The organism is Cupriavidus taiwanensis LMG 19424, from assembly GCF_000069785.1.
GTDB classification, from domain to species: domain Bacteria; phylum Pseudomonadota; class Gammaproteobacteria; order Burkholderiales; family Burkholderiaceae; genus Cupriavidus; species Cupriavidus taiwanensis.
Genome location: NC_010530.1, coordinates 1,537,203 through 1,560,807 on the forward strand (window position 1 = coordinate 1,537,203; position 23,605 = coordinate 1,560,807).

At 68.5% G+C, this 23,605-nt stretch carries 16 protein-coding genes; 4 read left to right on the forward strand and 12 right to left on the reverse strand.

What is annotated here, in order from left to right; all coding sequences use genetic code 11:
* Positions 1 to 27: 27 nt before the first annotated feature.
* From RALTA_RS22515 to RALTA_RS22540, 6 genes are all read right to left on the reverse strand, one after another.
* Positions 28 to 708, reverse strand: coding sequence for a TetR/AcrR family transcriptional regulator (locus tag RALTA_RS22515; RefSeq protein WP_041232571.1), 681 nt, complete (start codon positions 706 to 708; stop codon positions 28 to 30).
* A complete protein-coding gene (gene upp, locus RALTA_RS22520; RefSeq protein WP_041232572.1) occupies positions 708 to 1,403 on the reverse strand; it encodes a uracil phosphoribosyltransferase in 696 nt (231 codons plus the stop codon). The genes RALTA_RS22515 and upp overlap by 1 nt, the downstream gene beginning before the upstream one ends.
* 72 nt (positions 1,404 to 1,475) lie before the next feature.
* Positions 1,476 to 2,774, reverse strand: a complete 1,299-nt coding sequence (locus RALTA_RS22525) for a URC4/urg3 family protein (RefSeq protein ID WP_025585127.1) — start codon at positions 2,772 to 2,774, stop codon at positions 1,476 to 1,478.
* On the reverse strand, positions 2,771 to 4,009 hold the full coding sequence (locus tag RALTA_RS22530) for a GTP cyclohydrolase II (protein WP_012356248.1): 1,239 nt from the start codon (positions 4,007 to 4,009) through the stop codon (positions 2,771 to 2,773). The genes RALTA_RS22525 and RALTA_RS22530 overlap by 4 nt, the downstream gene beginning before the upstream one ends.
* A 268-nt stretch (positions 4,010 to 4,277) precedes the next feature.
* Entirely contained in the window at positions 4,278 to 5,402 is a 1,125-nt protein-coding gene (locus RALTA_RS22535) for an acyltransferase family protein (RefSeq protein WP_012356249.1), read from the reverse strand.
* Positions 5,403 to 5,711: 309 nt separating this feature from the next.
* Positions 5,712 to 6,995 carry an MFS transporter gene (locus RALTA_RS22540; protein WP_012356250.1) on the reverse strand — a complete coding sequence of 428 codons (1,284 nt, stop codon included), beginning with the start codon at positions 6,993 to 6,995 and terminating at the stop codon, positions 5,712 to 5,714.
* A gap of 171 nt (positions 6,996 to 7,166) precedes the next feature.
* Here RALTA_RS22540 and RALTA_RS22545 point away from each other — a divergent pair, with 171 nt between their 5' ends.
* Positions 7,167 to 8,099 (forward strand): LysR substrate-binding domain-containing protein, encoded by a 933-nt coding sequence (locus RALTA_RS22545; RefSeq protein ID WP_012356251.1) that lies wholly within the window; start codon positions 7,167 to 7,169, stop codon positions 8,097 to 8,099.
* Here RALTA_RS22545 and RALTA_RS22550 read toward each other — a convergent pair.
* The 5 genes from RALTA_RS22550 to RALTA_RS22570 form a co-directional block, all read right to left on the reverse strand.
* The gene (locus RALTA_RS22550; RefSeq protein ID WP_012356252.1) at positions 8,068 to 8,355 is read right to left on the reverse strand and encodes a DUF2917 domain-containing protein; all 288 of its coding nucleotides are present in this window, start codon (positions 8,353 to 8,355) and stop codon (positions 8,068 to 8,070) included. The two genes, RALTA_RS22545 and RALTA_RS22550, sit on opposite strands and share 32 nt — an antisense overlap.
* Positions 8,356 to 8,460: 105 nt before the next feature.
* Positions 8,461 to 9,807, reverse strand: coding sequence for a TolC family outer membrane protein (locus RALTA_RS22555; RefSeq protein ID WP_012356253.1), 1,347 nt, complete (start codon positions 9,805 to 9,807; stop codon positions 8,461 to 8,463).
* Positions 9,808 to 9,983: 176 nt separating this feature from the next.
* Complete coding sequence (locus RALTA_RS22560) at positions 9,984 to 14,930, reverse strand: beta strand repeat-containing protein (protein ID WP_012356254.1); 4,947 nt, start codon at positions 14,928 to 14,930, stop codon at positions 9,984 to 9,986.
* A gap of 90 nt (positions 14,931 to 15,020) precedes the next feature.
* Complete coding sequence (locus RALTA_RS22565; protein ID WP_012356255.1) at positions 15,021 to 16,403, reverse strand: HlyD family type I secretion periplasmic adaptor subunit; 1,383 nt, start codon at positions 16,401 to 16,403, stop codon at positions 15,021 to 15,023.
* On the reverse strand, positions 16,387 to 18,579 hold the full coding sequence (locus tag RALTA_RS22570; protein WP_012356256.1) for a type I secretion system permease/ATPase: 2,193 nt from the start codon (positions 18,577 to 18,579) through the stop codon (positions 16,387 to 16,389). The genes RALTA_RS22565 and RALTA_RS22570 overlap by 17 nt, the downstream gene beginning before the upstream one ends.
* Positions 18,580 to 18,941: 362 nt before the next feature.
* Here RALTA_RS22570 and RALTA_RS22575 point away from each other — a divergent pair, with 362 nt between their 5' ends.
* Both RALTA_RS22575 and RALTA_RS22580 read left to right on the forward strand, forming a co-directional pair.
* Positions 18,942 to 19,880: an amino acid ABC transporter substrate-binding protein gene (locus RALTA_RS22575; protein ID WP_041232573.1), complete on the forward strand. Its 939-nt coding sequence runs from the start codon at positions 18,942 to 18,944 to the stop codon at positions 19,878 to 19,880.
* Between the two features lie 185 nt (positions 19,881 to 20,065).
* Positions 20,066 to 20,389 (forward strand): hypothetical protein, encoded by a 324-nt coding sequence (locus RALTA_RS22580; RefSeq protein ID WP_012356258.1) that lies wholly within the window; start codon positions 20,066 to 20,068, stop codon positions 20,387 to 20,389.
* Between the two features lie 92 nt (positions 20,390 to 20,481).
* On the opposite strand, the gene RALTA_RS22585 is transcribed toward RALTA_RS22580, so the two are convergent.
* A complete protein-coding gene (locus RALTA_RS22585) occupies positions 20,482 to 21,405 on the reverse strand; it encodes a hypothetical protein (protein WP_041232574.1) in 924 nt (307 codons plus the stop codon).
* Positions 21,406 to 21,857: 452 nt separating this feature from the next.
* On the opposite strand from RALTA_RS22585, the gene RALTA_RS22590 reads away from it, so the two are divergent.
* Positions 21,858 to 23,588, forward strand: coding sequence for a glycosyltransferase family 39 protein (locus RALTA_RS22590; protein WP_041232575.1), 1,731 nt, complete (start codon positions 21,858 to 21,860; stop codon positions 23,586 to 23,588).
* The last annotated feature ends 17 nt before the right edge of the window (positions 23,589 to 23,605 follow it).

Here is a 23,605-nt window from a genome sequence, read left to right on the forward strand (position 1 = left end):
GTGTCGTGGTATCCGCGATGGGTAAGTTCAGGCCAGCGGCACCGGCGCCAGGCCGCAGCCGCGCAGCAGCATCACCACCACATGCTCGGTGGCGTGCGCATAGTCCTGCGGCTTCAGGCGGCTGACGCCCAGCACCGCGCACACCTGCGATTCAAAGTCCGCGTAGGTCTGCGTGGCAGCCCAGATGGTAAAGAACAGGTGCTGCGGATCGACCGGCGCCATCTGGCCGCGGTCGATCCACTGCTGCACCACCGCGGCCTTGCGCGATACCAGTTCGCGCAGGGCGTGGCGCAGCACCTCGCCGATCTCGGGCGCGCCGTGCAGCAGCTCGTTGGCGAACACCCGCGACGCATCCGGATGGCTGGCCGACAGCCGCATCTTGGCGCGGATGTATTGCTCCAGCGCGACTTGCGGCGGCAATTCCTCGCGGATCACGTCCGCCTCGGACAGCCACAAATGCAGCGTGTGCGCCAGCACCGCGCGGTACAGCGCCTGCTTGGTGCGAAAGTAGTAATGCAGGTTCGACTTGGGCACGCCCGCGCGCATGGCGATCTCGGCCATGGTGGCGCCGGCAAACCCGGCACGCGCAAACACATGCTCGGCCGCGCGCAGGATCATGGCCTGGTTCTCCTGCCGGATGCGGCCGCCCGCCGCCCCGCGCACGGGTGGCGGACGCAACGGCGGCGCAAGGCTGGCCTGCGCGTCCATCAGCGCGTGCCGTAGAGGCGGTCGCCGGCGTCGCCCAGTCCGGGCACGATATAACCGTGCTCGTTGAGCGTCTCGTCGATGGCCGCGGTGACGATGCCGACGTCCGGATGCGCGGCGCGCAGCGCGCGCAGGCCCGGGCGCGAGGCGATCAGGCACACATACTTCATGGTGGTGACGCCGGCCTCCTTCAGCCGGTTCAGCGCGGCGATGGCCGAATTGCCGGTGGCCAGCATCGGATCGACCACGATCACCATGCGCTCCTGGATGTCCTCGGGCATCTTGAAGTAATACTCGATCGGCTCCAGCGTCTCGGGGTCGCGGTACAGGCCGATATGCCCGACGCGCGCCGCCGGCAGCAGGTCGAGCATGCCGTCGATAAAGCCGTTGCCCGCGCGCAGGATCGACACCAGGCACAGCTTCTTGCCGGACAGCACGCGCGACTGCGTGGCCGCGATCGGCGTGCGGATCGCAATGGTTTCCATCGCCAGGTCGCGCGTGGCTTCATAGGTCAGCAACTGGCTGATCTCGCGCACCAGGCGGCGGAAGTTGTCGGTGGTGGTGTCTTCGCTGCGTACCAGCGTGACCTTGTGCTGCACCAGCGGGTGGTCGACCACCATCACGCCGGACAGGCTGGCTGGATCGGAGGGATCCGGTGCGCGGGCCTCAACTGCGGGAACAGCGGACATGTCGTTCATGGTGACGCTCCTGAAGCCACGTTGCACAAGCTTTCCCTGCCTGCGACGCCGCCCGCCGCGCGGGCGGCGCGTTCAGAACACCGTTCCGTCGCTGGTAATGGCAAACGGCGGCGCGCCGCCGGGGCGGCGCTTGGCGGCGATGCGCCGCCCTGCGGCCCAGGTGCCGCCCTCGAGCACCCGCGCCAGCGGAAACTGCGCTTCGTCCAGGCCCAGCGCCTGGCGCACCCCATCGGCCACCAGGTCCAGCCCGGTCACGGTCAGCGCGCGCCATTCGACGATCACGGGCTCATCCACCGCGTGCGGCACGGCGGCAAAGCCGGGGTCGCGCGGCACCATCAGCTCGAAGTCGTACAGCAGGCCGCCGTTGCGGTACTCCGGCAGGCCGGTCAGCGCGTCCAGGCCTGTCACGGTCAGGCCGGCGTCTTCCAGCGGCTCCAGCAGCGAGTAGGCCAGCCACTGGGTCAGCTTGTGGAACGGCACCAGCCCGCCCGGCGCCGCCGGATGGCGCCAGCAGTCGCCCAGCGACACGCCCTCGACCACGATCCGCCCCGGCCACACCGGGCCAAGCCCGACCAGCAAGGTGCGCAGCAGGAAGCCGGCATCGAGCTGGCCGCCGACCGCGTGCGCCTTCAGGTAGTCGTAGAGATTGCCCAGCCGCGCCGGCCGGCCGAACAGCGCCGGGGTCGCCTCCATCACCTCGCCCAGCCGGCGCAACAGCCCGGCGCGGCCTTCCAGCCCCACCAGCGGGTTGTGCTGGGCGACCTGGAAGGCATGGGCGATGCTGTCGGCATCGATGCGCTGCAGGCGCTCGGCATCCGCGCGCAGCGGGTCGCCCGGCGCCGCGGAAAAGCCGCCGCGCGCGAACAGGTCGAAGCTCGCCACGCCAAGTCCTTCCGAGCGCGTCAGCACCTGGTCGCTGGCCGGGTCGCGGTAGCGCCACTCCGGGCCGGCGCCGGCATCCAGCAGCACGCTGGGAATCACCAGGTCGATGCCGATGCGGGCGCGCGCCTCGCGGTGTTCGGGCCCGCTCAGCGCGGCGCGCTCGCACAGCACCTGCCAGCGGTCCGTGCGCTGGTCGGCGCCGCCGCCCTCGAAGTGGCGCCAGCGGCTGTGATAAGGCACCTGCAGGTCCGGGTAGCGCTGCCGGATGGTGCTGGCGACGTAATCGGCGATCGCATGCACGCGGTCGGGATGCCAGGTGAAGAGTTCGGAGGCGCCGCTGGCCACGTGTTCGGTGACCGCCGCGCAATGGGTACGCACCGCCTCGGCGCACAGCAGCGCCGAAGCGGGATGCCCTTCGGGCACCGGGCTCAGCCAGCCGTCGCCCTGACGCGCGTTGCCGGCACTGCCGTCCTCGGGATACATCGTCATTCGTTCAACCCCCTGCCCTTTGCCAGGGCTAGTTCGTTCGCATCCGGCGGCGTGTAGTGCGTAAAGTAGCCGGCGGCCACCTTGGCGTCGATCTCGACACGGGCGTCGGCGGGGATCAGCGCCTCGGGGATCGCCACCTGCTCGACCACCTCGATGCCCTGCGCCACCAGCGCGCCATGCTTCATGTTGCTCATCGACGCCCAGCGGTCGATGCGGCGGATGCCCAGCCAATGGAACACATCCGGCATCAGCTCCTGGAAACGCATGTCCTGCACGCCCGCCACGCATTCGGTACGGGCAAAATACGTCTCGGCGCGGTCGCCGCCAGCCTGGCGCTTGCGGGCGTTGTAGACCAGGAACTTGGTCACCTCGCCCAGCGCGCGGCCTTCCTTGCGGTTGTAGACCACCAGCCCGACACCGCCCTGCTGCGCCATCTCGATGCACACCTCGATGCCGTGTGCCAGATACGGCCGGCAGGTACAGATGTCTGACCCGAACACGTCCGATCCGTTGCATTCATCGTGCACGCGGCAGGCAACGCGGGTTTCGGGCTTGCCCAGCTGGCTGACATCGCCGAAGAAATACAGCGTCATGCCGCCGATCGGCGGCAAGAATACTTTCAGGTCCGGCCGCGTCACCAGTTCCGGGAACATGCCCCCGGTCTGCTCGAACAGGCTGCGGCGCAGCACGCTTTCCTTGATGCCGAACCGGGCCGCCATGCCGGGCAGGTACCACACGGGGTCGACCGCCGCCTTGGTCACGCGCACGTCGCCATTGGCATGCAACAGGTTGCCGTCGGGCCTGAGCCGGCCCGCCGCGATGGCCGAGACCAGTTCCGGCATGTTGATGTGCGCGCGCGTCACCGCGATGGTCGGGCGGATATCGACGCCGGCGGCGATGCGGTCGGCAAAGACCGTCGAAACCAGGTGACCCCACGGGTCGAGCGAGACGATCTTTTCCGGATCTGCCCATTGCGGATGCGGGCCGATGGCTTCGGCGGGGGCGGTATCGGTCAGGTCGGGACGGTGGTCGCGCTGCAGCGTGCCGGAGGCAATTGCCAGTGCCCGGTAGATCGCGTAGGCGCCGGCATGGGTGCCGATCACATTGCGCTGCGCCGGATTGCCCAGGCTGGCAATCACCGGTCCGCGCTCTGACGCTGTGGAGGCACCCCAGTGGATCGGCTCGGCCGGCTTGTCGCGGCGCGCGTGCGAAGTCAGGACGATATGGTCGGACATGACACCCTCGGTTCCCGATGGAATCCTGACCAATCGGTCAGGTTTACGATTCCATACTAGGCAACCTTTGTGCCATCGCCCAATGCCCGTTTGCGCCAGTGTTGCGCCCCTGTGTGTGGCGCCCAACGCAAGCCCGCTGCAGCGCCATGCACGCCCGTCGTGCGGGCGGCACCGCGGCGGCGGCACGCATGCACCACACGGATGCTGCGCGCTGCCATGACACCCGGCGGACGATCCGGGCACTGGCGCGCGGCGATGCTTGCAAGGGTTACATGGTCGGACGGCTGGCCGACCCCGGGCCCGAGTCGCCCGCGGCGTCCCGCCGCCCGGCCAGCAACGCGCGCAGTGCCGCAAGCGGCTGCGCGCTTTCCACGAAGCGGTAGAACAGGGCTCCCGCCACATTGCTGAGGGCCCATGCCGCCGCCATGCCAAGGGCGTTCAGCACCGGCCGCGCCGGGGCGAAATGCGACACCAGCGCATTGACCATCAGGCACACCGGGAAATGGACGAGGAACACGGAATAGGAAATCCGTCCGAAATAGCCCACGACGCGCGCGCGCGGCCAGCGCTCGAGCCATTCGCCACGGCGCGCCAGCGCCAGCAGCAGCGCGGTGCCCAGCGCCACCGCTATGCGCAGCCTGAAGTCCAGCATCAGCGCAGCCAGCGCCACCGCGGCGATCAGCCCCAGCGGCAGCAGTGGGCGGCCAGGCGCCGACGCCCAGTACGCCAGCGTACCCATGCCATAAGCACCGAAGAAATACACCGCCCAGATATCCCATGCGGCGTCGCGGTTGAACCAGAACAGCGATGCCACGGCGGCGAGCGCCACCAGGCCGACGCTGACCGCCACGCCGGCCGGCGCCCTGCCCCCGGACACGGTGCGCGCGGCCCACAGCGTGCCCAGCAGCAACGCGAACAATTGCAGGTCGATCGCCACGTACCAGACGCCCGCCGACAAGGCATCGACGTCGAGGATGTCATGGAGCAGCGTCAGGTGCGCGAGGAACTGGCCCAGGGTGGGCGATGCCGGGATCGAGTCATGCGTCATCCAGTGCCGCGCCACGGCGGCGCCGGCCATGCTCAGCAGGATCGCCGCGGCAAACGGCACCACCAGTTTCTGGTAGCGGCGCCACAGCATGGACAGCGGGTGCTGGCGGGTCTCCAGCCGTCCGTCCGGCGCCAGGCTGCGCGCCGCCAGGAAGCCGCTGATCACCAGGAACACCTGCACCGCGATGCGGGCGTAGTCGTACAGCCAGTCCACCAGCCCAGGCGCCAGCTGGTACGCGGCGTCGGACATCGGTCCATAGAAGGCAAGATGGTGCAGGACGATCAGCTGCGAACTGACGGCTTTCAGGGCGTCGATGCACGGCAGGCGCGACGGACGGGGGCTCATTGTTATAGGGAGAATGCAAAAGGCGCGGAAGAGCGCGATTCTACCCGCAGCTTGAGCACTCAATGTGGCGCAACGCATACATTATGCGGATTGGTTACACACTGGCCGCGCTTGTTGCCACTTCGACAGCCGCCGCGCGGGGGCGGCCGGCCGCTGGTCGGCGCTGGTCTGATTACCGGCACAACGCCATCAGCGCCATCCACGCCTGGGCATGCGCCGGGTCCAGCCATCCGGCCAACGCCGCTGCGCACACGGCGGAGAGGCCGAGTACCGCGAGCCAGGCGGCAAGCGCGGATACCCCAGGCCGCCTCATGGCCGTGCCGGCGCCAGACCGGCGCGGACGACCTGGCGATCGTCGATCGGCGAATGCAGCGCCGCGGCAACGATACCCAGCGCCATGGCGCCGTACCAGACCGCGTCGTACGAACGGGTCAGCTCGAACACCAGCCCGCCCAGCCACACGCCCAGGAAAGCGCCAAGCTGATGGCCCAGGAACACGAAGCCGAACAGCGTGGCGAGATAGCGCACGCCGAACACCTGGGCCAGGATGCCGTTGGTGAGCGGCACCGTGCCCAGCCACAGGAACCCCATCGCCGCACTGAAGGCGTACAGCGTCGCCGGGCTCAGGGGCAGCAGCAGGAACAGCGCCATCGCCGCGGTGCGCGCGAGGTAGATGCCGGCGAGCAGGTACTTCTTGCTGTGACGCCCGCCGAGCAGCCCGCACACATAGACGCCTGCCACATTGGCCAGCGCGATGATGGCCAGTGCCGCCATGCCGTCGGCCGGATGCATGCCGCGGTCCAGCAGGTAGGCCGGCAAATGGCTGGCGATAAAGGCAAGCTGGAAGCCGCACGCAAGAAAACCCAGGTTGAGCAGCCAGAATCCCGCATGGCCGAAGGCCTCGCGCACGGCGGCGCGCAACGGCTGGCCCCCGTCCCCCTCCGGCGCGTGGGGGCCCGGCGCTGCCGCCGCGCCGCGGTCCTGGAATGGCAGGGCCAGGGGCACCAGCACTGCCAGCGCCACGGCAAGCAACAGCAGTGCGCCCGCCCACCCGGCCCCGGCAAGCAGCGCCTGGACGCCCGGCACCAGGGCAAACTGGGCGATGCCGCCGACCGCGCCTGCCAGCCCCAGCGCGCGGCTGCGCTGCGCGGCGCCGGTCATCCGGCTGAGCGCGCCGTAGACCACGCCGAAGGTGGTGCCGGACAAGGCCACGCCGATGCACAGGCCCGCCGACCACACCAGCGCCGTCGACGTATGCGCCTGCGTCATTCCATAAAGCCCCGCGGCATACAGCGCCAGCCCGCCCGCCATCACCTTCCACGAGCCGTAGCGGTCGGCCAGCATGCCGGTGAATGGCTGCGCCAGCCCCCACGCCAGGTTCTGCACCGCCATGGCAAACGCGAAGGTCTCGCGGTTCCAGCCGCGCTCGGCAATGATGGGCAGCATGAACAGGCCTTGCACATGGCGCGCACCCAGCGCCATCCCCATCAGCACGCCACCGGCAAGCACCAGCACCCACAGTTCCCGCCACCAGGGCGTGGGCAACCCGGCCGGGTTGCCGGTAGCGGACGAACTCTGCAGGTGGATGGTCATGACGGCCTCTTGTCGAACAATGGCGCCCGCAGGCGCGATGGTTCTATTGCACGCGGCGCCAGGCCTTGCTTCAACCGATCTTTCGGTCGTTCTGCCATGCACACCACGCATGCCATGAACATCGCGGTTCGTGCTGTAATGAGGTGCGCGCATCTTCCTGGAGCTCATTGCATGTCCACCCCGCTGGTTCGCCTGGTCTCGCTCGACCTGCTCAAGGGCTTCGTCGCCGTCGGCCGGCGCATGAGCATTACGCAGGCGGCGGACGACCTGTGCCTGACCCAGTCGGCGGTAAGCCGCCAGGTCCATGCGCTGGAGGCGCAGTTGAAGGTGCAGCTGTTCGTGCGCAAGCATCGCGGCGTCGCCTTCACCGCCGAGGGCGAGCGCTTGTTTCGCAGCGCCGACAGCGCGCTGCAGCAGTTGCAGGACGTGGTGGCCGAGGTGCGCCGCAGCGAGGGCCGGCAGCCGGTCACCGTCACCGCCAGCATCGGCGTGACCGGCCTGTGGCTGCTGCCGCGGCTGGGCAGCCTGCAGAAAGCCCACCCGCACCTGGATGTCCGCCTGTCAGCCAGCAACCGTATCAGCGACCTGCGTGAAGAAGGCATCGACCTCGCGGTGCGCTATTGCCGCGATGCCGCGGCGCCACCCGACGCCGTGCGCCTGTTCGGCGAGCACATCGGGCCGATCGCGCATCCGTCGCTGCTGGCGGAGCTCGGGCCGCACGGCGATGCGCTGCTGCAGCTGCCGCTGCTGGAATTCGACGATCCGCGCCCGTGGCTGCAATGGCGCAGCTGGCTGGCCCCGCGCGACCTGCGCCAGGCCAGCCAGCGCGGCATGCTTCGCTTCAACCAGTATGACCAGGTCATCCAGGCGGCGCTGGCAGGCCAGGGCGTCGCGCTGGGGCGGCTCGAACTGGTGCGACCGCTGGTCGACGGCGGCCAGCTGGCGCTGGTGCCCACTGCGCGGCAAGCGCCGCCGAGCCCGAACGCCTACTGGCTGATCCAGGCCGCCGCGCAGCCGCGCGCCGACGTCAGGCGCGTGGCGCAGTGGATCTGCCAGGAAGCCGCGCGCACGGTCAAGACGCCCGTGCACCCCGCAGCCACCTGAACCGCAGCTGGCGGGCGCGGCGCGGTGGCGTTTCGATCCCGCACAGCGCCGGGCCCGCGCCGTGCAGCGCCGCGATGAACACCTCGGCGTCGGCTTGCAGCCGATGGCGCTCGCCCGGCGCCAGCAACACATCGGGCGACGGCCGTCCCGGCACCTCGAAGGTCAGCCACAGGTTGCCGCCGCGGCAGACCAGTTCCGTGCCGGCGCGCAGTTGCAGGCCGAGGCATTCCGCTTCCAGGGAAAAAGTGCGTGACATGAAAGGCTCCGGTTAGGGCCTTTTCATTGTGCGAAGCGGCGTCGCACGCTGCCATGAGCAATGCGTCGGCCAGCCATCCGCCAGCGGCATGCGAGGCCCGCATGTCTAGCGCTGCCCCGCGCGCGTCGCGCCCTGGGCCAGCGCCTCGCCGGGGGGCGCGACGTTGAGTGTCGCCAGCAACAGCCCCATGCCCGCCAGGATGCGGTACTGGCTGGCAAGTTCGGTGTACTGGCCCGTCACATAGGCGGTGCGGGCGCTGAAGTACTCGTTCTCGGCATTGAGCAGGTCCAGCAGGCTGCGTTGCCCGATGCGGAACTGCCTGCCGTAGCTGACCCGCGTGGCATCGCTTGCCTGCACGTATTGCTGCAGGCTGGCCAGGCGGTCCTGCGCGGTACGGTTGGCGTTATACGCCAGCGACACGCTTTCCCGCACCTGCCGCCGCAGCCGCTCCAGGTTCTGCTCCGCTTCCTGGATCTGGAACCCAGCCTCGCTGATGCGGGCCTTGTCGGCATTGCCGCGGAACACGTTATAGCGCACGCGCAGCATCACCCGGCGCTCGTCGGTGGTACCCAGCACACGGTCGCGGTCGCGTGCCCCGCCCACTTCGAGTTCCAGCCTTGGCCACAACGCCGAGCGCGCCAGCGCGCGTGCGGCCTCGGCTTCGGCGATATCGGCCTGGCCTGCGGCCAGCGCAGGGTGGCTGGCACTGGCCACTTGCTGCGCCTCGCGCTCGGTCGCGGGCAGGACGGCGGCCAGCGATTCCGGCCGCGACAGGCGCTGCGGTGCCGTGCCGACCACGCGCACGAACGCCGCCTCGGCATCCTGCAGCGCGCCCTGCTCCGCCCGCAGGCTGGCCTGGGCCAGCGCCAGCCGGCTCTCGGCCTGGTAGAGGTCGGCGCGGCGCAGCACGCCGTTGTCGGCGCCAAGCCGGATCTGGTCATGGATATGCTGGTGCGCCTCGAGGTTGGCGATGCCGATCGCCACCGTCTCCTGCCGGCGCAGCACCTCGACGTAGACGCCAACGGTGCGTAGCGCGATGTCCTCGGCGGTGACGCCGACCCGGTAGGCCGCGCCTTCGATCCGGGCGCCCTGGCGCTCGACGTCGCTGCTCACGCCGAAACCGTCGAACAGCATCTGCGTGATGGTGACGTCGGCGGCATGGCGGCCATACGACGAGTCCGACAGCCCGCCCACGCGGCTGCTTTCGCTGTCCAGCCGCACGCGACCGGTGGCGCCGCCGATATCGATCCGCGGCAGGTAGCCGGCACGCGCCTGCTTCAGCCCCTCGTCGGCAGCCAGGCGGCGGCTGCCCGCGGCCAGCACTTCTGGATTGCTGTGCACGGCCAGGTCGACCGCCTGGGGCAGCGCCTGGCCGCCCGCCTGCCGCGGCAGCGCGAGCGCGAGCGCTATCCATGGCAGCACGGGTGCCAGCCGGCACCATCTCGTCTTCATGCTTCCCCCTGCCGGGTACACCGCGCTCGCGCGCTGAACGCGTCCGAACGCGGTGCCCTACCCGCTTATTATGGTTTTGATACTGCCGGCAGCGGTGCTGCCGCCCTGCATCGCCGCTTGTCGCGGTCTCCTCCCCGTTCCCGCCTTGCCCGTTCTGCTCTGCCGTGTGGCTGGCCTCAAGCCGTATGGATATTGCCGTTGCTCAGTAGCGTATTCAGGTCCAGCCCCACCACGCCCTGCAGCACAGCGACATCCTGGAACCCGGTGGCGGCGCCACTGCCATCCCGGTCCAGGCTGACCACGGTATTGCCATCGACTTCCGCCAGCCGCACGAACTGCGCCGCATTGGCGCTGGTCACGCTGACGCCCGCGAGCAGGTCGGCAAGGTCCAGCACATCGCCTCCGGCAGCGGCGGGCGCGAGATCAAAGTCCGTGATCGTGTCGACCGAGGCGGCATCGGCGCGCAGAATGCGGAAGGTGTCGCTGCCGCTTCCGCCGGCGAGCGTGTCGGCGCCGGCGCCGCCGACCAGCAGGTCATTGCCGGCGCCGCCGCTCATGACGTCGTCGCCGGCGCCGCCACGCAGCACATCGTTGCCGGCCGAGCCGGCGAGCGTATCGTTGAAGGCCGACCCGATCACGCCCTCCATGCCACGATAGTTGTCTGTGCCGAGGTTCACGCTGCCCAGGTTGACGGTAGTCGCGCTGCCGCTCTGTACCAGCGTGAAATTGATCGCCCCAGTGGCATCGGAGAAATCCAGCAGGTCGATGCCCGCGCCGCCATCGAGGGTGTCGTTGCCCATGCCGCCGCGCAGGATGTCATTGGCGCCGCTGCCGGTCAGCGAATCGTTGAACCGCGACCCGATCACGCCTTCCATGTTGCTGTAGTTATCGCTGCCAAGTCCAACGCCGGACAGGTTGACCAGCGTGCCGCTGCCCTGCGCCAGCGTAAATGCCAACCCGCTGCCGGCATCGGACAGGTCCAGCATGTCGATGCCGGCGCCGCCATCGAGCGTATCATCGCCGGCGCCGCCTCGCAGCACATCATCGCCCGCGCCGCCGCGCAATGTGTCACTCGCTGCGCCACCGATGAAGAAATCGCTGGCCGCAGCTCCGTTCAGCTCATCGGTATTGCTGCCACCGTCGAGATAGGAAGCCTGGTAGGGCTGGCTTCCCAGCGTCACCGTGGCGCCGCCATTCGTCGACGAGACCTTGACCGTCACCGTCGCCGTGCTGCTGCCGCCCGCGCCATCGGAAACGGTATAGCTAAAGCTGCCCGACGTCGAGTTGTCGGAGTCGAACATGATGTAGCTGTTATTGGTGCCGGGCGCGAACTTCAGGTTACTGACCGCGCCCGTGGCGCCGCTCAGGCCGGTGATCGCCAGTGCCAGGCCATCGACATCGCCGTCATTGGCGAGCAGGGCACTGACCGGTATCAGGATGCTGCCGGTGTTGTTCGACACATAGACCACGTCCGCGGCAGCCACCGGCGCATCGTTGACCGGCTCGATGGCGATCGCCACGGCATCGATGTCGGCCGTGGCCCCGTCGCTGGTTTGCATCTGCAGCGACGCGGCGCCGGCATAGTCCTTGTCGCCGGCAAACTGCAGGCCGTCCAGCGCGGCGCGAATGGCCGCGTCACTGCCAGTGAAGGTCATGGTGCCGTCTGCGCTGCCATCGCCGGCAAGGAACTGCAGCCCGGCCGTGCCGTTCAGCGTAATCGTGCCCCCGCTCGCCGTCAGCGTCACCGTGTGGCTGCTGCCGTCCACATCGAAGAAGCCGAGCGCATTGCCGGTGGCAGTGCTGAACACCAGCGGCGCGTCTTCGTTGACTGACTGTGCGGCCGGAACGGTGTTGACGACCGCATCGTTGGTGCCAGTGATATTGACCGTGATCGTCTGGCTCGCGGTCTGGTCGGCCGAGGACACTGTCAACGCATCGCTGACCTTCTGCCCGGCAGTCAGCGCATCGGCCTTGCTGTTGTCCAGCGTATAAGTCCAGGCGCCGGTGGTGCTGTTGAACGTGAACGTACCGTATTGCCCGACCAGGCTGTCCGGCGGCACTGTCGCGAAGTGAGCCTCGCCGCTGTCGACATCCGCCACAGTCAGCATGCCACTGGCCGAGGCATCGCCTGTCGTGGCGTTCGCCACGCCGCCGGCTTCTGTCACGGCCGTGTCTTCGTTCGTCGATGCGGTGATGGTCGCCGCATCGTTGGTGCCGGTGATATTGACCGTGATGGTCTGGTTCGCCGTCTGGTCGGCCGATGACACGGTCAGCGCATCGCTGACCTTCTGCCCGGCAGTCAGCGCATCGGCCTTGCTGTTATCCAGCGTATAAGTCCAGGCGCCGGTGGTGCTGTTGAAGGTGAAGGTGCCGTATTGCCCAACCAGGCTGTCCGGCGGCACTGTCGCGAAGTGAGCCTCGCCGCTGTCGACATCCGCCACAGTCAGCGTGCCGCTGGCCGACGTGTCGCCTGAGGTGGCGTTTGCCACGCCGCCGGCTTCTGTCACCGCCGTATCTTCGTTCGTCGATGCGGTGATGGCCGCGGCGTCGTTGGTGCCGGTGATATTGACCGTGATGGTCTGGTTCGCCGTCTGGTCGGACGACCACACGGTCAGCGTATCGCTGACCTGTTGGCCGGCGATCAGCGCATCGGCCTTGCTGTTATCCAGCGTATAAGTCCAGGCGCCCGTGGTGGTGTTGAACGTGAACGTGCCGTATTGCCCGACCAGGCTGTCCGGCGGCACTGCAGCAAAATGGGCTTCGCCCGTGTCGACATCGCTCACCGTCAGCGTGCCGCTGGCCGAGGCATCGCCTGTCGTGGCGTTCGCCACGCCGCCGGCTTCCGTCACGGCCGTGTCTTCGCTCGCCGAAGCAGTGATGGCCGCGGCATCATTGGTGCCGGTGATATTGACCGTGATGGTCTGGCTCGCGGTCTGGTCGGCCGATGACACCGTCAGCGCATCGCTGACCTTCTGCCCGGCGGTCAGCGCATCGGCCTTGCTGTTATCCAGCGTATAGGTCCAGGCGCCCGTGGTGCTGTTGAACGTGAAGGTGCCGTATTGCCCGACCAGGCCGTCCGGCGGCACTGTCGCGAAGTGAGCCTCACCGCTGTCGACATCAGCGACAGTCAGCGTGCCGCTGGCCGAGGCATCGCCCGTCGTGGCGTTCGCCACGCCGCCGGCTTCCGTCACGGCCGTATCTTCGTTCGTCGATGCGGTGATGGTCGCGGCGTCGTTGGTGCCGGTGATATTGACCGTGATGGTCTGGTTCGCCGTCTGGTCGGCCGATGACACGGTCAGCGCATCGCTGACCTTCTGCCCGGCAATCAGCGCATCGGCCTTGCTGTTATCCAGCGTATAAGTCCAGGCGCCCGTGGTGGTGTTGAACGTGAACGTGCCGTATTGCCCGACCAGGCTGTCCGGCGGCACAGTCTCGAAGTGAGCCTCGCCGCTGTCGACATCAGCCACAGTCAGCGTGCCGCTAGCCGACGTGTCGCCTGAGGTGGCGTTTGCCACGCCGCCGGCTTCTGTCACCGCCGTATCTTCGTTCGTCGATGCGGTGATGGTCGCGGCATCGTTGGTGCCGGTGATATTGACCGTGATGGTCTGGTTCGCGGTCTGGTCGGACGACCACACGGTCAGCGTATCGCTGGCCTGTTGGCCGGCGATCAGCGCATCGGCCTTGCTGTTATCCAGCGTATAAGTCCAGGCGCCCGTGGCGGTGTTGAACGTGAACGTGCCGTATTGCCCGACCAGGCTGTCCGGCGGCACAGTCGCGAAGTGAGCCTCGCCGCTGTCGACATCCGCCACAGTCAGCGTGCCGCTGGCCGAGGCATCGCCTGTCGTGGTGTTCGCCACGCCGCCGGCTTCCGTCACGGCCGTGTCTTCGTTCGCCGATGCGGTGATGGTCGCGGCGTCGTTGGCCCCGTTGATCCGGATGCTCAGCGTCGATGCCGCCGAGGCCTGGCCATCCGTCACGCTATAGCCGAACGACTCATCGACATGGTCGCCGAGGCGCAGCGACTGGACCAGCGGATTGCCGTTGTCCAGGGTGTAGCTGTAGCTGCCGTCGGCGTTGATCTGCAGCGTGCCGTACTGGCCGACATAGGTGCCGGGACTGGCTACGGCCAGTACATTGCCGGCATCGACGTCGCTGTCATTGCCCAGCACGTTGCCGGTAATCGGGTTCGGATGATTGTCTTCGCCGATGGCGTTGGTATCGGCCGCGGCGGTAGGCGCATGGTTGTCGTAGCCGGCAAAATCAGATTTGGTCAGATCGTGCATGCCGTCGAGGCGAATCACCATTTCGGCCGTGGCCGGGTTGCCGTCGACATCGACGTAGACATAGGTGTTGCCGCCCGATTGCTGGTACCAGGCACCATGGGCGGTCGGCGTCAGGCCGCCCCACTGGAAGCCGGTGTCGCCCAGCACCGGGCGCAGGTCCAGGCGGTCCGTGCCGCGCTGGAAGTCGGTGATGACGTCCATGCCGGCCGCGGTGGAATCGGCGACAGCGTTGTAGACGAAGGTGTCGCGGCCGCTGCCGCCCCGCAGTGTGTCGCCACCGCCCCCGCCGGCGATGGTGTCGTTGCCGCCTTCGCCGTAGACCGTATCCCTGCCATTGCCGCCGGCGATGATGTCGTCGCCGCCGACGGCAGCGTCGTCGCCGTTGTCGCCGTAGATCAGGTCATCGCCGTTGCCGCCATGGATTCGGTCATTGCCGGGTCGGGCCGACTCATGGCCGCGTCCGAGCAGATAGTCGGCATAGCTGTCGTAGCCGTCGCCGTAGAGCGTATCGCCGCCGTTGTCGCCGTTGTAAAGCGCCGACGCTCCGTCGGCGCTGCCGATCACATCGTCGCCGCTGCCGCCATAGACCGCGTCAGTGCCGTTGCCGCCGGACAGGCTGTCGTTGCCGCGCCCGCCGAACACCCGGTCCTTGCCGTTGGCCCCCAGCAGCGTGTCATTGCCATCGCCGCCCTCGACGATATCGTCGCCATTGCCGGCGTCGACATAGTCGCTGCCATCGCCGGCGCTGACATAGTCGTTGCCGTTGCCGCTCAGGATGGTGTCGCTGCTTGCGGTGCCGATGAGGCTGTCGCTGCCATTGGTGCCAGTCACGGTTGCCATGTTCGTTCTCTCTCCGTCCTGAATGCTGGCCTCGCGGCCACGCCTTGCTTGTTATCGTTGCAAAACGCCAGCGTGCCGGCGCGCCTTGTCCTACCGTTCACGGAACGCCATGTCCCGGGTCTTGATGATGGGCTTGAGCAGGTAATGGAGCACCGTCTTCTGGCCCGTCAGCACGTCCACCGTGGCGACCATGCCGGGCAGGATCGGCACCTGCACGGCGCTTCCGGCTGGCCGGTTGTCGCGCGTGCGCACCCGGACCAGGTAGTAGCTCTCGGGCCGCTCGCCGGGTCGCTCCGGCGTGAGCGTATCGGCGCTGATGTGTTCTACGGTGCCGGCAAAGCCGCCATAGACGGAGAAGTCGTAGGCGGACAGCTTGACCACGGCGGGCTGCCCTGGCCGCAGGAAGGCGATGTCGGCCGGACGCACGCGCGCCTCGACCAGCAGCGTGTCTTCCAGCGGCACGATTTCCACCAGGTCCATGCCGGGCTGGACCACGCCACCCACGGTGTTGACCTTGAGTTGCTTGACAATGCCGGCCAGCGGCGCGCGCACCACGGTGCGATCGACCCGGTCCTGCAAGGCGGTGTTGGTGGCGCTCAGCGCTGCCTGCTCGGCCTTGGCCTGGTTGAGTTCGCGCATGGCCTCGGCGCGGAAATGGGCACTCGCCTCGTCGAGCTTCTGCTGGCTCTCGCGATAGGCCGCTTCGAGGCGTGGCATCGCCAGCCGCGACGCGTCGAGCTCGCCTCTGAGGTCATTGGTCTGCCGCTCCAACCGCAGCACATCGACATCGGAGACCACGCCCTGCGCCACCATCGGCCGCATCATCGCCAGCTCTTGCGCCACCAGGCGATGGCTCTGCCGCAGTTGCTGCTCGCGCGAACGCTTTTCGGCCAGCTCCTGCCGGCGCTGCTCCGACTGCTGGCGCAGCACGGCCAGGTTCGCGTCCAGCGCATGCTTGCGCGAGACAAACAGCGAGCGTTCCTCGGCTACGAAACGGCGCGCATCGCCGTCGCCTTCCGCACTGGCGACGAAGTCGGTGCCGGCGGCTTCGGCGCTCAGGCGCGCAATGCGTGCCACCAGCGCATCGTCCTTGGTACGGCCTTCCTGGTATGAGGCGGTAAAGCGCGTATCGTCGATGCGCATCAGCGGCTGGTCCTTGCTGACGACCTGCCCGGGCCGCACCAGGATCTGTGCCACGATCCCGCCTTCCAGGTTCTGCACCACCTGTACCTGGCTGGACGGAATCACCTTGCCCTCGCCCACCGTCACCTCATCGACCCGTGCCAGCGCCGCCCAACCCAGCGCCACGATGACGAAGACCACGGCGCACCACAGAATCCAGTGCGCGAACCAGCGTGGCCGCGACAGCGCCGCCGCGTCGCGCGCATCCATGAATGCGGTGTCGTCGGCGTGCGGCCGCAGCGCGGCGGCCACGCGGCGCGCAAGGGTGCGGATCTCAGGCCGAGGCGACATGGAGCTTCCTCCCCGCTAGCGCGTTCAGCACCTCTGCCTTGGGCCCGTCCGCGACGATGCGGCCCTGGTCCATCACGATCAGGCGATCGACCAGGCTCAGCAGCGAGCCGCGGTGGGTCACCAGCAGCAGCGTGCGCTCGCCCAGCGCCGCGGCGAGCCGCGCCTTGAACTGCTCTTCGCTGCGGTTGTCCATGGCACTGCTGGGCTCGTCGAGCAGCAGCACCGGCGGCTGCAACAGCTCCGCGCGCGCGATCGCGATAGCCTGCCGCTGTCCACCCGAAAGCCCCTCGCCGCGCTCGCCCAGGCGCAGATCATAGCCCTCGGGCAGGCGCTCGATGAAATCGCTGACGCCGCCCAGGCGCGCGGCGCGCAGCACGGCGGCATCGTCGGCCCAGGGCGCGCCGATCACGATGTTGTCGCGCACGGTGCCGCTGAACAGCATCACATCCTGCGGCACATGGCCGATACCGCGCCGCAGCGCCGCCGGGTCGAGCTGGCGCACCTCGGCGCCGTCGACCAGCACCGAGCCGGCATCGGGCGGATACAGGCCCAGGATCAGCTTTTCGATGGTGGTCTTGCCCGAGCCGATGCGGCCGATCAGCCCGACCCGCTCGCCGCTGGCAATGCGGAACGACACACCGTCGAGCGCGGCGCTGTCGCGGCCGGGATAGCGGAAGCTGACCGCGCGGAATTCGATCTCGCCGCGCAACGGCGGGCGGTGCAGGAAATGCTTGCCGGGCGGGCGCTCGACCGGCAGCGCCATGGTCCGCTCGATGCCGGCCAGCGCGGTGCGCGCCTGGTGATAGCGCGTGGTCAATCCGGCCATCTGCGACAGCGGCGCCAGCGCACGCCCGGCCAGGATGGTGCAGGCGATCAGGCCGCCCATGGTGAGGCGGTCGTCGGCAATCAGATAGACGCCAATCACGACCACCGCCAGCGTGGCGGCCTGCTGCGCGAACAGCGCCGCGTTGATGACGCACGCCGACAACCAGCGTGAGCGCAGCGCCAGCCTGGCCATCTGCCCGACCACCTGCTCCCATTGCCGCTGCGCGACCCCTTCCGCGCCGGTGGTCTTGATGGTCTCCAGCCCTACCAGCGTCTCCACCAGCGCCGCTTGCCGCTGTGCCGCGCAGGCACTGCTGGCCCGCACTGCGCGCGACAGCGGCCCCTGCAGCGCCAGGCTGAGGCCAAGCACCAGCGGCACCGTCAGCAGCGGCACCCACGCGAGCGGGCCACCCACCCAGAACATCGCGGCGATGAAGACCGCGGCAAACGGCAGGTCGATCAGCGTGGTGATGGTGGCTGAGGTCAGGAAATCGCGCACCGATTCGAATTCCTGCAGCTGGCTGCTGAGGCTGCCGACCGAGGCGGGCCGTGACTTCATCTCGATGCCCAGCACTTTCTCGAACACCGTGGCAGAGACCGTCACGTCGATGCGCTTGCCGGCCAGGTCGACAAAGTAGCCGCGCAGCATGCGCATGGCGAACTCGAACAGCAGCACCAGGCCGACGCCCACGGCAAGGGCCCACAAGGTCTCCAGCGCATGGTTCGGCACCACGCGGTCATAGACGTTCATGGTGAAGAGCGGCATCACCAGCGCAAACAGGCTCAGCAGCAGGGAAGCCACCAACACCTCGCCATAGACCGGCCAGCACTGCCGGATCACGCCCCAGAACCATGCCTGCGGCGCGTGATCGGGCACAGCGTCGGGGCCAGCCCGGGCGGCATCCGCACGGTACGCGGGCCGTGCAAAGATGGCGTGTCCGGTGTAGCGCGCCAGCAGGTCTTCGGCCCGCACGGCCTGTTCGCCGTCTCCGAACTCGGGCAGCACCACCACCAGCATGCCCTCATCGGCGCGGCGCACCAGGATGCAGGCCTCGCCCTGGTCCAGCAGCAGCATCGCGGGCAGCACGCGGTCAGAGATCTCGTCGGGCTTGCGTCGCACCAGCCGCGCCGAAAGGCCCGCGCGCGCCGCGGCACGCGCGCACAACGCGGGGGTGAGGCGATGGCCCTCCAGCGGCAGCCCGGCCAGCAGGGCCTCGGCCGAGGCCGGCTGGTGGAAGTGCCGGGCCAGCCAGAGCAGGCAGTCCAGCAGCGCATCGGCGGGACGCGCGTCGTCGCAGGGACCCGGGGCGGCATGCCGGATCTCGCGCGCATGCGTGGCGGCTGCGTGCATGGCACAGGTCCGGGTGTCAGCGCGACGGTGGGCCAGCCAGCTGCCGGGCGATGGCCCGTGCCGCCATCGTCGTGCGCCTGCGATTGCTTGCTGCCATCGTGCCCCCCGTCCCGTTGCCCTGTCGTTTTTTGCAAGCGTAGGCGAGGCGCGCGCCGGCGCCCATCGTCCGAATGGCGCAACCGGCGCACCAGCACCGCCGCGGGTCTCATCCGTTTGGCGTTTCACCCATGCAACCGATGCGGCGGGGCGCGGCGCCGATCCTCGGAATTTGCTTATGACGACAATATCCTTCGCCCGACGCGGACTGGGGTATACCCTAGCGTCTTCGCCGGATTGCCGGCTGCTTTCCAGTTTCCTCCCGCATGACCGCCTTCGCCTTGCCTGCCCTGCCCGCCCGACTTTCGCGCGCCCGCCGCTCGTTCGCGGCACTCCTTCTCGCCGCCGGCTCTGCCGCCATGCTGGCGCCGGCGCAAGCCCGCGCCCAAAGCCCGGTGCTCGACAAGATCCGCGACGCCGGCACCATCGTGCTGGGCTACCGCGAATCCGCGCTGCCGTTCTCGTTTGCCGACGACAAGGGCCAGCCGGCCGGGTATGCCGTCGACCTGTGCCTGCGCGCAGCGGAGGCGGCGCGCCAGAAGCTGGGCCTGAAGGACCTGAAGGTGCGCTGGATGCCGCTGACGCCGCAGAACCGCATCCCGGCCGTGGTGAACGGGCTGGTCGACCTGGATTGCGCGCCCAACACCAACTCGCTCGAGCGCCAGAAGCAGGTCGCGTTCAGCGTCTCGCACTATGTGTCGACGGTGCGCATGCTGGTGCGGGCCGACTCGGGCATCCGCTCCTTTGGCGACCTGCGCGGCAAGACGGTGGTCACCAGCGCAGGCTCGACCGGCGACCGCCACGTGCGCCGCTTCAAGGGTCAGTACGGCTACCACGATGTCTACGCCAAGGACCACGGCGAATCGTTCCTGCTGCTGGAATCGGGCCGCGCCCAGGCCTTCGTGATGGATGACGTGCTGCTGGCCGGCCTGCGCGCGCGTGCCAAGGATCCCTCGCAATATGTCATCGTCGGACCGGCCCTTTCCGTCGAGCAGAACGCACTGATGCTGTCCAAGGCCGATCCGGAATGGAAGCGCCTGGTCGACCAGACCCTGGCCACCACCTTTGCCGGCCCCGAGGTCGTGGCGCTGCAGCAGCGCTGGTTCCAGCAGCCCATCGGCAGCCGCGGCATCAACCTGGCCCTGGCGCCTTCGGGCGAGGTCCGCGCGGCCTGGAAGCATCCGTCCGACGCGGTCACCGAATAAAGCGTACCGGCGGCGTGGAGCGCAACCGCGCTCGCGCCGCAATTCAGGGTTTCCATGAGGGACCGCGCCGGGCAAGCCCCAAGTTGACAGTCATGAACGATGTTGGCGACACTGGCCCGGGCCTGCCCTGTACAGGGCAGGCCAACGACTCGACCGCCCGACGGCGGCATATCTCAGGAGAAACCATGAACAAGTTCGTCGCGACCGCGATCGCACTCTGCCTTGGCGCCGCATCGCTGGCCGTGCAGGCACAAACCGGCGGCAAGAAGCAGTTCGATCCGTATTCCCAGGGTGCCAAGTCCGGCGAGAAGTTCGACCCGTACAGCCAGGGCGCCAAGTCCGGCGACAAGTTCGATCCGTACAGCCAGGGCGCGAACAAGAGCACCCGCACCGACCTGACCGACGCTTCCGCGCCGGGGGCCGAGAAGAAGCCCGCCAAGCAGGCCACCAAGAAGAAGAGCAACAAGAACAGCAAGAAGAAAGCCGCTTCCGCACCGGCTGCCAGCTGAACCACGTCTGCCGCCGGACAGAAAAACCCGCCTCGGCGGGTTTTTTTGTGTGCTCGCGGTCGAGGCGGTCATGGCCCCGGCGATGGCGCCGACTATGGCGCCTGCGTATCGCGCTCCAGCGCGGTGACGTCGACGCGCTGTACCTTGTCGTCCTGGCGCACCTCGGTGCGCAGTACGAAGGCCTCGGCCGGGCAGTACCAGTCAGTGACGTGCATCACGGTCGGTTCGACCTGCACCAGTTCGCCGCCGATCAGCAGCGGCCCCAGCGAGGTGCGCTTGTCGTAGGAAATCGGCTGGCATTCCTTGCGCCCCATCAGCGTATCGACCATTTGCAGCTTGCCTACGTGGCGCGACCCGATATGGATGGTCGCGCGCTGCGCGTCCATGGTGCTGACAGCCTCATCGGATCCCAGCGGAAAGACCTTCAGCGAGACGCTGGAGCGGAACACTTCCCCCTCCAGCGTGGTGCCTTCGCGCAGGTCCAGGCCGGCGTAGTTGAACACCCCCTTGCCGTGGAAAGCCGCCTCGCCATACATGCGGGCATAGCGGGCGCGCGCGTTGATGATGGCATGCTGGCTCTCGATGCTGGTCTGCGCCTCGGGCGCACTGCGCTCGATCACCACCTCGTGGACCTGGTTGGTGATCACGGGCGGCCCCATCAGCGCGGACAGCGCCGACTTGGAATTGACCTCGAGCTGGGCACGGCACCCGGTCGGGCTGCGCACGACATCGCGCAAGGTCATGCGGATCGACATCGGCATCACGCCGTCGCCTTCCATCTGCACATGCGACCCTGAGCGGAACCACGGCGCATTGCACAGCACCGCCGCGGCGGCGGCCTGCGCCTGGCTCGCCGCGGCCTGGGCGACCCCGCCGGTGCCCGGCAATACCGCCATGCCCTGCGCGCTGGCCGGCTGTAGCGCGGAAAGCGCCGATAGCGCCGCGGCCAGCGCGGCCGTCACTGCCGTGCTTGCGACCAGGCCGGCCCGCCGGCTCTGCTGACCCTTTGTCTTCACATCGATCCCCGTCTGATGGTCCCGCTTCCCCCGGAATCAGTGCCGGCTGCGCCGGTGGCTGACTGACATCGCAATTATCGCGTTTTTGTTGCGTGTGTAACGGCCATTTCACGCCTGCGGCGGTCGGACGGACATGCCGACGGCGGTGCCAGACGCCATCAAGTGTTCACCTGGCTGGAAATGTGCCATACATTACGTCTGTCGCGGACCTGGCGCGTCGGACACTTCTGGCGTCGGGCCGGAGTGACCTGGCCGCCGTGCTACCATTGCGCGCCTCGCGTTTTCCAGCGGTTGTGGCGTCCCAGGCGCCTGGCGGTCATGGTTTACCTGCAGTGCGTCGGCGCCGACGTCCGAGGCCCATGTCCACCGCCAGGCCTGGCTCTGCGTTGTGATGGCTTCGCCTTCACCGCGCCGCGTCCGGGACCTTGCCCCCGCGCTTTTCCAGGAGATCCATGCGTAGTTCATCGACCCCGCGGGTTGCCGCGCCGTCCGTCGGAGCCGCCGCAAGCACCGTCATGCTGGTCAGCCTGCTGATCCTGCTGGTCTGGTTCGGTACCCTGGACATGCGCCACCTGCTTCGCTCCGATGAAGGCCGCTACGCCGAGATTGCCCGCGAGATGGTCGCCACCGGCGACTGGGTCACGATTCGCTACCACGAACTCAAGTATTTCGAGAAGCCGCCCTTCCACATGTGGGTGACGGCGCTGGCGTACACGCTGTTTGACGTCGGCGACTGGCAGGCGCGCCTGTGCGTGGCGTTGTCCGGCATACTCGGCATCGGCGCTTCGATGCTGGCCGCGGCCCGCTGGTACGGCTGCCGCGTGGCGGCGCTGACCGGGCTGGTGCTGGTGTCGGCGCCGATGTGGAATGCCGCCGGGCACTTCAATTCGCTGGACATGACGCTTTCCGGGGCCATGGCGTGCGTGCTCGCCTGCATGCTGCTGGCCCAGCATCCCGGCGCCACGCCGGCCGCGCGGCGCAACTGGATGCTGGCCTGCTGGGCGGCCATGGGCGTGGCGGTGCTGGTCAAGGGGCTGGTGGGGCTGGCCTTGCCGGGGCTGGTGCTGGTGGTCTATACACTGGCAACGCGCGACTGGAAGCTGTGGCGCCGCCTGCATTTGCTGGCCGGCATCGCGGTGCTGCTGGCCGTCACGGTGCCGTGGTTCTGGCTGATTTCCGAGCGCAATCCCGAGTTCCTGCGTTTCTTCTTCATCCACGAGCACTGGCAGCGCTACACCTCCAACGTGCACCATCGCGAGGGCTCGATCTGGTTCTTCGTGCCCCTGCTGCTGGGCGGCTTCCTGCCATGGCTGGGCCTGGCTCCGCAGATGTGGCAGGCGGTGCGCGAGCGCGCCGGCGTGGCGCGCGGCAACGCGCCGCGGCCGTTCCAGCCCGCATTGCTGGCCGGGCTGTGGGCGGTGGCGATCTTTATCTTCTTCAGCCTGTCCGGCTCCAAGCTGCCGGGCTACATCGTGCCGGTTTTCCCGGCGCTGGCGCTGCTCGCCGGGGTGGCGCTGGACACCACCACGGAACGCGCGTGGCGCTGGCAGGTCAATGCCATGATCGCGCTCGGCGTGATCGGGCTGATCGCCAGCCCGTTCGTCGGCATGATGGAGAAGCCGGGCACGCCCAATGCGGTGTATCGTGAATTCGCCGAATGGCTCGCCATCGCCTTTGCCGTGATGCTGGGCGGCGCGCTGCTGGCGCGCCGGCTGCTGCGCACGCGCGGCGTGTTCCCCAGCGTGGTCGCCTATGCGCTGGCGATGTTCCTCTGCGCCACGGTCGGGCTGCGGGCCCACGAAGCCATGGGCCGGCCGAGTTCCGGCGCGGACCTGGCGCCGGCGATCCGTGCCGTGCTGAAGCCCGACATGCCGCTGTACAGCGTGCGGCTGCTGGACCACACGTTGCCGTTTTACCTGCGCCGCACGACGATCCTGGTCGAGCATCCGGACGAGCTCGAATTCGGCGTCAACCAGGAACCGCACAAGTGGATCCCGACCGTCGACCAGTTCATCGCGCGCTGGCAGGACGGCCAGCGCGCGGTGGCGATCATGGCGCCCCAGACCTACGCCGCGCTGGCCGCGCGCGGCGTGCCGATGCACAAGATCGCCGGCGACCGCCGGCGCGTGGCGGTCGCCAATTTCGCCCTGCCCGAACAGCCGGTACAGACGCAAGCACAGTAATCCGCCAACCGCCTTGC